The following is a 12,561-nucleotide window of genomic DNA, read 5'->3' as shown; positions in this document are numbered from 1 at the left end:
GCGGCTCCTCTCGTCAGCGGGTGTCGGCAGGTGCGTCCGACAGGGGTGTGTTCATACGTGCAGGGGGTTGGCGATGGTGACGTACACGGACTGGGTGTCGACCGGGCCGACGAGCTCGTCGAGACCGTGCAGCCGGGTCAGCAAATTGGCCTTGCAGCGCAGGACGGGTGAGTCGAGCAGAAGGCCGGGCAGCGAGCTGCGCAGTCGGCCGGGGCCGCACGCCGCGCCGGTGAGGAAGCGGCGGAAGGCGGCGAGCAGCAGGCGTTCGTCGGCGAGCCGCGGGGAGCCGAACGCGCCGATGAGACCGAACACGTTGTTGATCGCGAGGTAGTAGGCGAAGCGCTCGTCGGTGACCTCGTCGGAGACGAAGGTGTCGCTCGCCGCGCCGATGCCCGGCAGCCGGGACTCCAGTTCCGCGCGGTGGGACGCGCGGAAGTAGTAGCCCTGGTTGTCGCGGTACCGGCCGCCTCTCGGCCAGCCGTCCGGGTCGAGCAGAACCAGCGTGTTCTGCTGGTGCGCCTCCAGGGCGATGCCCGCCTCCCCGTCCAGCCAGAGCACGGGGCGGACGACGTGTTCCAGGTACCTCAGGAACCATTCGACGGCGACGGCTGAGCGCGGACGAGCGGTCCTGCCCGTGAGACGTGCGATGAGTTCGGCGAGTCGGGAAGGAGGGAGGTCGCGCTCCCGGTCGGTGCCCTGTCCGACATGCGACCGATGGGCGACGAGACCGGCGACGCAGGAGACGTCGTCGCCGGGGCTGAACGGGTTGTGCCGGATCACCGCGTCGAGTCCGGTCACCGGGAGACCGTCCGGCCCGTCCACGGCGATCCAGGCCGGGTCGCGGACGATGTCGAAGCCCGGATGGGCCGCCTGCCACTGCGGGCCGAGGCCGGCACGCAGGAGCCGGTGCACCTCGACACCGCGGTGGAGTTCCTTGCGGAGGTTGTGACGAAGGGAGTTGGTGATGCGCAGCCCCAGCGACAGTTTGAGCATGGCCGGGGCGTCGGAGCGGTGGACGGTGCGTACGGAGGAGGTGGGGTGCCAGGACGAGCCGTGGGCGCCGAGGTCACGGAGGAGCCCGGCGTCGAGCAGGGCGGCGACCTCAGGCCGGTGACGGACCTCGCGCGCCTGCCAGGGGTGCAGCGGCAGGGCGGTATGGCCGGCGGGCAGCGCGAGCCCGGCGCCGGCGAGCCGGAGGGTCAGCCGGTCAGCGCTGACGGGACGGCCGCGCTCGGTCCAGGCGGAGTCGGTGGCGAGGACGGAAGGGGCGACGGCGAACCAGTGCAGGGCGAAGGAGCCGTGCGATTCGGGTGAGTACAGGAGCGCTTCGGCGTCGGAGAGGCCTTCTCGGCTCTTGGGTGTCGGGTGCAGGGGGTGTCCGAGCAGCAGCGCCTGCTCGGCGGACAGGAACAAGTGGGGCGTGTTGGCGGGGCGTTCCCGGCGCACGGTGACGAACGCCTCGGTGCGGCGTAGGGAGTCAGCGACACGGGCGACGAGGTCGACGGCGTCGCGGGGCGCGCCCGCCGTCGGGGCCTCGCGAGTCAGCAGGGCGGCGAGGGTGACCGCGTCGACGGGCGGGGCCGATTCCGGAGCGGCGGCCAGGTGAGGGAGGCCGAAGCGGTGCCAACCGGTGGGTGACCAGTAGCGGACGGGGACGAGCAGCGCGGTGCCGGAGGCGGGCAGTGGAACACGCAGCACGCCGTCGACGGGGGCGGACAGGCCCTTCTCTCGGACCCAGCAGCGCAGCAGGTTCTCGACGGCAGCCGCCTGGGCCGCGGTGTGCGGGTCGGGATGGTCGAGGAGGTCGGCGGCGGCCTGGGGCGACGGTTCGTGCAGGGCGGCGAATCCCTGCTGGCGCGGGACGAGTCCCTGCTGGTGAGGGATGCGGACGGATTCGGACGAGGGTGACGGAGCGAAGGAGGTGGACGTCTGTGTGGCGGGACTGGTGGATGTCAGCGCCGGCGAAATGGCGTGCTGTGGGGGCGTGTGCAAGGTCGCTCCTCGTCGGGTGGGGGGTGAGGCCGATGGTTCAGGCGAGTCGGTGGGGGCCGCCCGGGGCGTGCCTAGGGAAGCGCGCGGGCGACTGCCTCCAGAGCGTCCGCGAGCCGGTCGAGCAGGGCGTCCGCCTGCTCGTCGGTGATCGTCAGGGGCGGGAGCAGACGGACGACGCCGGAGTGGCCTGGGCAGCGGTCGAGGATCAGTCCGCGTTCGAGGCACTCGTGCTGGACGGCGGCGGCCAGTTCGGAGGCGGTGGCGTGAGGACGGCCGGCGGATTCGGCCAGGGGCCTCGGTGGTGGAGCCGCCATCTCGACGCCGATCATGAGCCCTCGGCCGCGCACCTCGCCCACGCAAGGGAAGCGCCGGGCGAGCGCGTGCAGTTGGTCCAGCATGCGGGCGCCCAGGACGGCCGCGCGGTCCGCGAGGCCGTGGGTGCGGACGTAGGCGAGGGTGGCCGTGCCGGCGGCCATGGCGAGTTGGTTGCCACGGAAGGTGCTCGCGTGGGCGCCGGGTTCCCAGACGTCGAGGCCCTCACGGTGGACGATGACCGACAGGGGCAGGCTGCCGCCGATGGCCTGGGAGAGGACCATCACGTCGGGGACGATCCCGCTGTGTTCCACCGCCCAGAAGGCACCGGTCCGCCCGACGCCCGTCTGGACCTCGTCGGCGATGAGGGGGACGGCGCGGTCGGCCGTGATCTGCCGTATGCGCCGCAGCCAGGCGTCCGGCGCGGGAACGACCCCGGCGTCACCCTGGACGGCTTCGAGGATCACCCCGGCCGGGGGTTGCCGACCCGGCCCGGAGTCGTCGAGGGCGGACTCGGCCCAGCGGGCGGCGAGTTCCAGGCCGCGTTCGTCGCCGATGCGGAAGGGACAGCGATCGTCCTGCGGACGGGGCGGCCGGGACACCCCTACGCCGGCGCCGACTTCGGCGTGAGCATCGGCACCTGCACCGGGGCCGACGTCGGCATCGAGGGAGCCCGCGCTCAGCTCGGGGCAGGTGTCCGTGAACCTCAGGATGCGGCTTCGGCCGGTGGCGGTGCGGACGAGTCCGAGGGCGGCGTCGACGGCGTCCGCGCCGGTCGGCCCGCAGAACCGCACCCGGGCGTGGTCGGCGAGGCCGGGCGGCAGGGTGTGGAGCAGTTCGGTGACGAAGGCGTCCCTGACGGGGGTGGCGAGGTCGGGCGCGTGCAGGGGTGCGCCGGAGTCGAGGACGTTGCGGATGGCCTGCAGCACGACGGGGTGGTTGTGTCCGAGTGCGAGAGTGCCGCCGGAGAGGCAGTCGAGGTAGCGGCGGCCGTCCGCGCCCTCGATGGTCAGTCCGCGGGCCCGCACCGGCACGATCGGCAGGGCGCGTGCGTAGGTGCGCGCCGCCGACTCGCGTGGGGGCTGCCGTCGAAGCACGCCCTCGCTGGCGGGACGCCCGCGCAAGCCGGCGAGAGCCTCGCCGCCCAGGCCGGCGTCCTCGGGAGCACCGCCCGCGCCGGTGGAACGACCTCCGGGTGCCTGCCCCTCAGGCGCAGGCTCGGTCACGGCCACGGCTCTCCGTCCTCCCGCTCCCCGCATCCCGTCACACCGAGGGCAGTTGACCCCCCGTGGCTACCAACCCCGGACGGTGCGACGGGTTACGGGTTGCTTCAAGATCCGTGCCGTGACGGAACCGTTGCCGTCCCGTCGGAAGTCCCCCACGGCGAGCGCATATCGTGTGAGGCCGTTCCACAAGGCCGGAAGGCCGCGTGAACCCTGGGTGAGATGCCGGGAGTTCTCGAGGCGGGGACGGCCACCGCTCCAAGTTCGTTGACAACAGGGGGAGTCAGACCATGCGATCCATACGACCGTCGTCCGGGATTCGACGGGGGAGGAACGCCCGCCGCAGAACCTCCCCCATGCTGGGCGCCGTGGCCCTCGTCTCGGCGCTCGCGCTCACCGCGACCGCCTGCGACTCGGGTGAGGCCGACGCGGGAGGCCGCGCGAGCGCGTCGGCGTCCGCCTCGGCCGCAGACGACGGGAAGATCACGATCCCGGACGACATCAAGGACCGGCTCAAGGAGCACGGGATCGATCTCGACAAGTGGCGCAACGGCGCCTGGAAGGACTGGAACCGGGACGACTGGCTGCGCGAGGCCAAGGACTACGTCAACCCGATCATCAAGGGTCTGTGGGACCCGGACCGGATGCGCAGGGCCGAGGAGCCGGACCGGGCCGTCGACGACAGCGACCTCTCGGGCGACCAGGGCGTGACCGACCCGACGCCGGCGGCGGTGGAGGCGGCGGCCGTGCCGACCACGTACCACGCGAACGCGCCCGAGGCGGGCAAGCTCCTCTTCGACTCCCCCGAAGGCACGAGCGTCTGCTCGGCGACGGTCGTGGAGGACCCGGCCCACCCGGGGAAGTCCAACCTGGTGTGGACGGCGGGGCACTGTGTGCACGCCGGCAAGAAGGGCGGCTGGTACCGCAACCTCGCGTTCGTGCCCTCGTACAACGACGCGGGCATGTCGGCGAAGCAGTTGGAGACGGCCTCCAAGAAGCAGATCGCGCCCTACGGGGTCTGGTGGGCGGACTGGGCGCAGACCTCGGACCAGTGGATCGCGCAGGGCGGGCCGACGGGCGGTGACGGCGCCTCGTACGACTTCGCGGTGATCCATGTGACGCCCGAGGAGGGCGACTCGGGCAAGTCGCTGGAGGAGACGGTCGGTTCGGCGCTGCCGGTGGACTTCGCGGCGCCGGCGGTGCCGAAGGTGCGGAGCATCACCGCCACCGGCTACCCGGCGGCCGCGCCCTACGACGGGCAGCGGCTGTACCGGTGCGAGGACAAGCCGGGGCGGCTGTCGCTCAACACCACGGATCCCACGATGTACCGCATCGGCTGCACGATGACCGGGGGCGCCTCCGGCGGCGGATGGGTGGCGACCGGCTCGGAGGGCGAGCCGGCGCTGGTGTCCAACACGTCGATCGGCCCGGTGAAGGCGGGCTGGCTCGCGGGGCCGCGGCTCGGCGGGGTGGCCAAGGGCGTGTACGACTCGGTGAGCAAGAAGTTCGCCGGTCAGTGATCGCAGCACGGTAGCCACGACGAGGGCCCGCCCCTGCGGGGAGCAGGAGGCGGGCCCTTGTGCGGGGAGACGTCAGGCGAGCTGGGCGGGGGCGTACGGCGTGAGGTCCGCCGCGAGTTCCTCGTGCACCCGTGCCTTCAGCAGGGTGCCCTCCGCCGTGTGCTCCGCGGAGATCACCTCGCCTTCGGTGTGGGCACGGGCGACCAGCTTGCCGTGGGTGTACGGCACGAGCGCCTCGATCTCGACCGACGGCCGGGGCAGCAGGCCGTCGATGAGGGCGAGCAGTTCGTCGATGCCCTTGCCGGTACGGGCCGAGACGGCGATGGAACGCTTCTCGATCCGCATCAGCCGCTGGAGCGTCAGCGGGTCGGCCGCGTCCGCCTTGTTGATCACGACGACCTCGGGCACGTCGATGGCGCCGACGTCCCGGATCACCTCACGCACGGCGGCGAGCTGCTCCTCCGGGTTGGGGTGCGAGCCGTCCACCACGTGCAGGATCAGGTCGGACTCGCCGACCTCCTCCATGGTGGAGCGGAACGCCTCGACCAGGTGGTGCGGCAGGTGCCGGACGAAGCCGACGGTGTCGGCCAGCGTGTAGAGGCGGCCGCTCGGGGTCTCGGCCCGGCGCACGGTCGGGTCGAGGGTGGCGAACAGGGCGTTCTCCACCAGGACGCCCGCGCCGGTGAGGCGGTTGAGCAGCGACGACTTGCCGGCGTTGGTGTAGCCGGCGATGGCGACCGACGGCACCCTGTGCCGCTTGCGCTCCTGGCGCTTGATCTCGCGGCCGGTCTTCATCTCCGCGATCTCCCGGCGCATCTTCGCCATCTTCTCGCGGATCCGGCGCCGGTCCGTCTCGATCTTGGTCTCACCGGGGCCACGGGTGGCGAGGCCGCCGCCCTTGCCGCCGCCCATCTGACGGGACAGCGACTGACCCCAGCCTCGCAGCCTCGGCAGCATGTACTGCATCTGCGCGAGCGCCACCTGCGCCTTGCCCTCTCGGGACTTGGCGTGCTGGGCGAAGATGTCGAGGATCAGGGCCGTACGGTCGATGACCTTGACCTTGACGACGTCTTCGAGGTGGATCAGCTGGCCCGGGCTGAGCTCACCGTCGCAGATGACGGTGTCGGCGCCGGTCTCGAGCACGATGTCGCGCAGCTCGTCGGCCTTGCCGGAGCCGATGTAGGTGGCCGCGTCGGGCTTGTCGCGGCGCTGGATCACGCCGTCGAGCACGAGCGCGCCCGCGGTCTCCGCGAGGGCGGCGAGCTCCGCGAGGGAGTTGTCCGCGTCCTCCGCGGTCCCCGAGGTCCAGACGCCGACGAGCACGACCCGCTCCAGGCGGAGCTGACGGTACTCGACCTCGGTGACGTCCTCGAGTTCGGTGGAGAGGCCCGCGACGCGGCGCAGCGCCGCCCGCTCGGAGCGGTCGAACTGGTCGCCGTCCCGCTCTCCGTCGATCTCGTGGCTCCAGGCGACGTCCTCTTCCATCAGGGCATCGGCCCGAAGACCCTCGGGGTGGCTGTGCGCGAAGCGCTTGGTGTCCTGGGAAGGGGATGAAGAGGAGGTCATTGGGTCCTTACGTCGTTGGGGATGCCGTTGTGGCCGTCTGTACGGCGGGCACTGTGGACAACGCACGAGTACCCCGGGAGATTCCCGTGTCCCGTGCCGCGCCGACCTGACGATGTTCGCACGGTACGGCCCGTCTCGTCATCGCCTTATTCCGGGGTTCAGGCGGCGGGCGGCGCGGGCTTCCAGTCGGGGTGGCCGGGCATGGGCGGGGTCTTCTCGGCGTACAGCCAGTCCTTGAAGAAGGCGCCGAGGTCGCGTCCGGAGATCCGTTCGGCGAGACTCCGGAAGTCGGCCGTGCTCGCGGTGGCGTCGCGGTGCTCCTGCACCCAGGTCCGTTCCACCTGCTCGAACGCCTTCTCGCCGATCTCCTGGCGGAGGGCGTAGAGCACGAGGGCCGCGCCGTCGTAGACGTTCGGGCGGAAGATGCCGATCTTCTTGCCGGGCTCGGGCGGCTTGGGGGCTCCGGGCGGGCCGCCGGCGGCGCGCCAGCCGTCGGAGGCGCCGTAGGCCGCCTTCATACGCGCCTCAAGCGTGCGGCCGGCCTTCTCCTGCGCGTACAGCGCCTCGTACCAGGTGGCGTGGCCTTCGTTGAGCCACAGGTCGGACCAGGTGCGGGGGCTGACGCTGTTGCCGAACCACTGGTGGGCCAGCTCGTGCACCATGATCGACTCGATGTACCACTGGGGGTAGGCCGGTTCGGTGAACAGGTCCTTCTCGAAGAGGGAGAGGGTCTGCGTCTCCAGTTCGAAGCCGGTGCTGGCCTCCGCCATGAGCAGGCCGTACGTCTCGAAGGGGTAGGGGCCGACCCTGTTCTCCATCCACGTGATCTGCTCGGGGGTCTTGGCGAGCCAGGGTTCGAGGAGGTCGCGGTCCCCGGCGGGGACGACGTCGCGGAGCGGCAGCGCGTGCGGTCCCTCGCGGTGCACGACGGCGGAACGGCCGATGGAGACCTGGGCCAGTTCGGTGGCCATGGGGTGCAGTGTGCGGTACGTCCATGTGGTCGCGCCCGCGGCCCTGCGCACGCCGGTCGGCACGCCGTTGGCGACGGCCGTGTAACCGTCGGGCGCGGTGACCCGGATGGTGAACAGCGCCTTGTCGGAGGGGTGGTCGTTGGACGGGAACACCAGGTGGGCGGCGTCGGCCTGGTTGGCCATCGCGAGGCCGTCGGAGGTGCGCAGCCAGCCGCCGTCCCGGCCGGTGCTCACCGGGTCGCTGGTGTGCCGCACGGTGACGCGCATCCAGTCGCCCCGGGGCAGCGGGTTCTGCGGGGTGATCACCAGGTCCTCGCCGGCGCTCGCGAAGGCGGCGGGTTTGCCGTCGACCTCGACGGAGGAGACCTCGCCGTGGGCGAAGTCGAGGTTGATCCTCTCCAGTGCGTCGGTGGTCCAGCCGTCGATGACGGTGACCGCCTGGAGCGGCTCGCTGTTGCTGCCGGAGTAGGTGAACGACAGGTCGTACGAGGCCACGTCATAGCCGGGGTTGCCCAGGTGGGGGAAGAGGCGGTCGCCGACGCCGAGCGGGGTCGCCGGGGCGCTCGCGGCGACGAGGCACACGGCGACCGCCGAGGCGAGGAGGGCGGGCTTGAGCCTGCGACGCCGGGAGGCGGCAGGGCGCGGGCCCGGTGACGCGGGGAGGCCGGTGTGGGCGCGAGGGGTGAGCAGCATGCCCCACCGCTATCAGCGCGCGCGTGCGCCTCGGCGACGGCGCGCGACCGGCCCACCCGAACGGGTTGTCCGGGTGCGATGGGGGCCACCGAGGCGGACGCCCGCCACCTCGCGCCCCCAGGGAGGCCTCACGGCGGACGCCCGCCACCTCGCGCCCCCAGGAACCGCGGACGCCCGCCACCACACACCCCCGGCGAAGCGTCACAGCGGACGCCCGCCACCACACACCCCTCGGCGCGTGTCCGCCTCAGGGCGCCGGCGCGTGGTGCGGGGTGCGGCTCACGTCGTACACGCCGGCGACGTCGCGCATGGCGCGCATCAGGGTCGGCAGGTTCGCCGCGTCGGGCAGTTGCAGAGTGTAGGTGTGGCGTACGCGCTGCTGGCTGGGGGGTTCGACGGTCGCGGAGACGATCTCCGCGCCTTCCACGGCGATCGCCTCGGTGAGGTCGGCGAGCAGATGCGGGCGGCCGAACGATTCGGCGACCAGGGTGACACGGCACTCGGTGGTGTCGCCCCAGCGCACGTCGACCTCGGTGCGCCCCGCCTTCGCCAGCCGGGCCACGGCGGCGCACTCGGCGCGGTGCACGGTGACCACTCCCCCGCGCACGGCGAAGCCGGTCACCTCGTCGGACGGTACGGGCGTGCAGCAGCCGGCGAGCCGGACGCCGGCGTCCGGGCGGTCCACGACGGTGATCGCGGTGTCGGGCCGCGCCCCGGGCTCCCCGGAAGCCGCACGCACGCCCGCCGGCCGTTCGGTCGCGGGACGCCCGGTGCCGCCGCCCTCGCCGTCCGTCCCGTCGGCCCCGCCGGGCGCGGGCCCGTCGGCGGGCTCCCCGGACGCGGTGCCCGTCCCGGGGTGCGCCGCCAGCCACCGCTGGATGGCGATGCGGGCGGCCGGGGTCTGGGCGTGCTCCAGCCACTGACTGGAGGGCTCCGAGGCCGGGTCCTGGCCCATCAGGAGCTGGACGGTGTCACCGTCGCGCAGGACGGTGCTCAGGGTCGCCAGCCGGCCGTTGACGCGCGCTCCCATGCAGGCGTGGGCGTCGTCGCCGTACTGCGCGTAGGCAGCGTCCACGCAGGTGGCTCCCTCCGGCAGGCCGAGGGTGCCGCCGTCGGGACGGAAGACGGTGATCTCCCGGTCCTGGGCGAGGTCCTCGCGCAGGGTGGACCAGAAGGTGTCGGGGTCGGGCGCGCCCTCCTGCCAGTCGAGGAGCCGGGAGAGCCAGCCCGGGCGCGTGGGGTCGACGCGCTCGCCGTCGCCGACCGGGCCCCCCTCTGCCCGGGATCCCTCGGCCGCGCCCCGCTCCGTCCGTCCTGCCTCGCCGCCCTGGTCCTCGGTGGGCTGGGCGTAGGGGTTGCCGAGCGCGACCACTCCGGCCTCGGCGACCTTGTGCATCTGGTGGGTGCGGATGAGGACTTCGGCCACCTGGCCGTCCGCGCGGGCGACCGCCGTGTGCAGCGACTGGTACAGGTTGAACTTGGGGACGGCGATGAAGTCCTTGAACTCCGAGACGACCGGCGTCATGCAGGTGTGGAGTTCGCCGAGGACCGCGTAGCAGTCGGCGTCCTCGTTGACGAGGACGAGCAGCCGGCCGAAGTCGCAGCCGCGCATGCGCCCGCGCTTGCGGGACACGCGGTGGACGGAGAGGAAGTGCCGTGGCCGGATGAGGACTTCGGCCTGGATGCCGGCGTCGCGCAGGACCGTGCGCATGGCCTCGGCGAACTCGGTGAGGGGGTCGTCCTCGCGGGCGGCGTTGTCGGCGATCAACTCCCTGGTGTGCGCGTACTCCTCGGGGTGCAGGATCGCGAAGACCAGGTCCTCCAGCTCGGTCTTGAGGGCCTGCACGCCGAGGCGTTCGGCGAGCGGGATGAGGACCTCGTGGGTGACCTTGGCGATGCGGGCCTGTTTCTCGGGGCGCATCACGCCGAGGGTGCGCATGTTGTGCAGGCGGTCGGCGAGTTTGATCGACATCACGCGGACGTCGTTGCCGGTGGCGACGAGCATCTTGCGGAAGGTCTCGGGCTCGGCGGCGGCGCCGTAGTCGACCTTCTCCAGCTTGGTGACGCCGTCGACCAGGAAGCGGACCTCCTCGCCGAACTGCTCGCCGACCTGATCGAGCGTCACATCGGTGTCCTCGACGGTGTCGTGGAGCAGCGAGGCCGTCAAGGTGGTGGTCTCCGCGCCGAGTTCGGCGAGGATCAGCGTCACGGCGAGCGGGTGCGTGATGTACGGCTCGCCGCTCTTGCGCATCTGGCCGCGGTGGGAGGACTCGGCCAGGACGTAGGCGCGGCGCAGCGGTTCGAGGTCGGCGTCGGGGTGGTGGGCGCGGTGCGCCTCCACGACATGGCTGATGGCGTCGGGGAGGCGGCCGCGGGAGGTGGGACCGAGCAGCGCGGCCCGGCCCAGGCGGCGCAGGTCGATCCGGGGGCGGCTGCGCCTGCGGGTAGAGGCAGGCGCTACCGGGCCTGGGGTCGCGGGGTTCGTGGCCTCCGCACTCATGGGCACCTCCGGCTGCGTGGACCGGCGGACGGAGTGCCCCAGGGCGGACACGGCTCAGGGGGCTGGCGTCTCCCCCGTCCGGGCCGGTGCTTGATGCTACCGAGCCCATCACGCCCAACTGGCCGCCTCTCGCCGAGCGTGAAACGGATCACCCATTCGAGCGACGATTTCGAGGTTTACCTTTTACGCCAGCCGACTTTGAGCCTGTCGTGCTTTCCAACTCGCGACAGCGTCCCGGGCGGCGGTCCCGCACCCGGGCGGGCTCCGCCGCCTGCGATGCCAAGCCGGCGGCCGGCTCAACGGGCGGCGCTTTCCAGCCATTCGGGTTCGATCTCGCCTTCGGCGACGATGACCGCGGGTCCGGTCATCTCGATCTCGCCGTCCGGCTGCTCGGTGATCACGAGGCGTCCGCCGGGGACGTCCACGGTGTAGGTGACGGGGGATCCGGTCGCGGTCGGGTCGGCGCCGTCCCTGCGCGCGGCCGCCACGGCGACGGCGCACGCGCCCGTGCCGCACGACCGGGTCTCGCCGGAGCCCCGCTCGTGCACGCGCAGCGCGACGTGCCGCGGGCCGCGGTCGACGACGAACTCGACGTTCACGCCGTCCGGGTACGCGGAGGCGGGGCTGAAGGGCGGCGGGGAGAACAGGTCGCCCGCGTGCGCGAGGTCGTCGACGAAGGCCACGGCGTGCGGGTTGCCCATGTTCACGTTGCGTGCGGGCCAGCTGCGCTCGCCGACGCTCACGGTGACGTCTCCCTCGGGCAGGCGCGCCCTGCCCATGCCGACGGTGACGTCGCCGTCCTCGGCGATGTGCACGCTCTTCACTCCCCCGCGCGTGGCGATCGCGAGGTCGCCCTCGGGGACGAGGCCCGCGTGCTGGAGGTAGCGGGCGAAGACGCGGACGCCGTTGCCGCACATCTCGGCGACGGAGCCGTCGCCGTTGCGGTAGTCCATGAACCACTCCGCCTCGGCCGCCATGTCCTTCGCCTCGGGATGGGCGGCGGAGCGCACGACGTGCAGCAGCCCGTCCCCGCCGATGCCCGCACGGCGGTCGCACAGGGCGGCGACGGCGGCCGGGGGGAGGTCCAGGGCGTTCTCGGGGTCCGGGACGATCACGAAGTCGTTCTCGGTGCCGTGCCCCTTGAGGAAGGCGATCCGCGTGCTCATTCCTCGATCGTACGGGGTGGGTACGACACGGCACGCGGGACGGGGCTCAGCGCAGCCTGGCGACGCGCAGGACCGCCAGGACCACCACGGCGGCCACCAGGACGACGTAGGCGAGGACGACGCGCCAGTCGGGTCGGCGGCCCGAGCCGCGCGGAGGGAGTCCGGGCCAGGTGTGGCCCACGCGGCGGGCGGCCGTCATGCCCCACCCGGCCGCGCAGAAGCAGATCAGCAGCCCCAGCATGGCGATCACGGCCCCGCTGTCGCCGAAGTCGAAGGCGAGGGGGAACGCGAACATCAGGGAGCCGGTGGCGGCCAGGGCCACGATGGGGGCGAGCTGCCAGATCCGCAGGCGGCGCTGCGGGCGCAGTTCGACCTCGACCTCGGGGCCGCTGGCGAACATCTCGTCGGGCTCGGGACCGTCCTCGGTCACGCCGTCCAGAGTGTCGTCCACACCGCTCCCGGCGTCGTCCGGCCCGTCGGGGCTCAGACGCACGTCCTCCGGCTCCGGTTCCACCCGTTCGGTGGTCAGGTGCTCGGTGCCTTGTGCGGTGTCACGAGGGCCGGCCTCCATCGCCACGCGCCCTCCCAGTTCGGACTCCACTTGGTCGATCGAAGCTC

At 72.6% G+C, this 12,561-nt stretch carries 8 protein-coding genes; 1 reads left to right on the top strand and 7 read right to left on the bottom strand.

Features of this window, described 5'->3' with window-relative positions:
* Positions 1 to 51: 51 nt before the first annotated feature.
* Both ACFYXA_RS00260 and ACFYXA_RS00255 read right to left on the bottom strand, forming a co-directional pair.
* Positions 52 to 1,992, bottom strand: coding sequence for an IucA/IucC family protein (locus tag ACFYXA_RS00260; RefSeq protein ID WP_389026983.1), 1,941 nt, complete (start codon positions 1,990 to 1,992; stop codon positions 52 to 54).
* A gap of 71 nt (positions 1,993 to 2,063) precedes the next feature.
* Positions 2,064 to 3,536 carry a diaminobutyrate--2-oxoglutarate transaminase family protein gene (locus tag ACFYXA_RS00255; protein ID WP_389026981.1) on the bottom strand — a complete coding sequence of 491 codons (1,473 nt, stop codon included), beginning with the start codon at positions 3,534 to 3,536 and terminating at the stop codon, positions 2,064 to 2,066.
* Between the two features lie 281 nt (positions 3,537 to 3,817).
* On the opposite strand from ACFYXA_RS00255, the gene ACFYXA_RS00250 reads away from it, so the two are divergent.
* Complete coding sequence (locus tag ACFYXA_RS00250) at positions 3,818 to 5,047, top strand: hypothetical protein (protein ID WP_352245844.1); 1,230 nt, start codon at positions 3,818 to 3,820, stop codon at positions 5,045 to 5,047.
* A 72-nt stretch (positions 5,048 to 5,119) separates the two neighbouring features.
* Here the strand turns inward: ACFYXA_RS00250 and hflX are convergent, their stop codons facing one another.
* The 5 genes from hflX to ACFYXA_RS00225 all read right to left on the bottom strand — a co-directional run bounded on the left by hflX (position 5,120) and on the right by ACFYXA_RS00225 (position 12,514).
* Positions 5,120 to 6,613 carry a GTPase HflX gene (hflX, locus tag ACFYXA_RS00245; RefSeq protein WP_352245843.1) on the bottom strand — a complete coding sequence of 498 codons (1,494 nt, stop codon included), beginning with the start codon at positions 6,611 to 6,613 and terminating at the stop codon, positions 5,120 to 5,122.
* 158 nt (positions 6,614 to 6,771) lie between these two features.
* Positions 6,772 to 8,277 (bottom strand): M1 family metallopeptidase, encoded by a 1,506-nt coding sequence (locus tag ACFYXA_RS00240; RefSeq protein WP_389026978.1) that lies wholly within the window; start codon positions 8,275 to 8,277, stop codon positions 6,772 to 6,774.
* Positions 8,278 to 8,524: 247 nt separating this feature from the next.
* Complete coding sequence (locus ACFYXA_RS00235; protein WP_352245841.1) at positions 8,525 to 10,777, bottom strand: HD domain-containing protein; 2,253 nt, start codon at positions 10,775 to 10,777, stop codon at positions 8,525 to 8,527.
* A gap of 296 nt (positions 10,778 to 11,073) precedes the next feature.
* A complete protein-coding gene (gene dapF / locus ACFYXA_RS00230) occupies positions 11,074 to 11,943 on the bottom strand; it encodes a diaminopimelate epimerase (protein WP_352245840.1) in 870 nt (289 codons plus the stop codon).
* A gap of 46 nt (positions 11,944 to 11,989) precedes the next feature.
* Positions 11,990 to 12,514, bottom strand: coding sequence for a hypothetical protein (locus ACFYXA_RS00225; protein WP_351337981.1), 525 nt, complete (start codon positions 12,512 to 12,514; stop codon positions 11,990 to 11,992).
* Positions 12,515 to 12,561: the final 47 nt, after the last annotated feature.

Origin of the sequence: Streptomyces sp. NPDC002566, assembly GCF_042889585.1 — a bacterium.
In the GTDB taxonomy this organism is placed as follows: domain Bacteria; phylum Actinomycetota; class Actinomycetes; order Streptomycetales; family Streptomycetaceae; genus Streptomyces.
Note: the sequence above shows the minus strand (reverse complement) of the source record. Positions and strands in the feature narration are given on the sequence as shown.

Excerpts from the sequence above, each read along its gene's own strand:
- dapF (WP_352245840.1), bottom strand. The coding sequence starts at position 11,943 with ATGAGCACGCGGATCGCCTTCCTCAAGGGGCACGGCACCGAGAACGAC.
- ACFYXA_RS00250 (WP_352245844.1), top strand. The coding sequence starts at position 3,818 with ATGCGATCCATACGACCGTCGTCCGGGATTCGACGGGGGAGGAACGCC.
- hflX (WP_352245843.1), bottom strand. The coding sequence starts at position 6,613 with ATGACCTCCTCTTCATCCCCTTCCCAGGACACCAAGCGCTTCGCGCAC.
- ACFYXA_RS00235 (WP_352245841.1), bottom strand. The coding sequence starts at position 10,777 with ATGAGTGCGGAGGCCACGAACCCCGCGACCCCAGGCCCGGTAGCGCCT.
- ACFYXA_RS00240 (WP_389026978.1), bottom strand. The coding sequence starts at position 8,277 with ATGCTGCTCACCCCTCGCGCCCACACCGGCCTCCCCGCGTCACCGGGC.
- ACFYXA_RS00225 (WP_351337981.1), bottom strand. The coding sequence starts at position 12,514 with ATGGAGGCCGGCCCTCGTGACACCGCACAAGGCACCGAGCACCTGACC.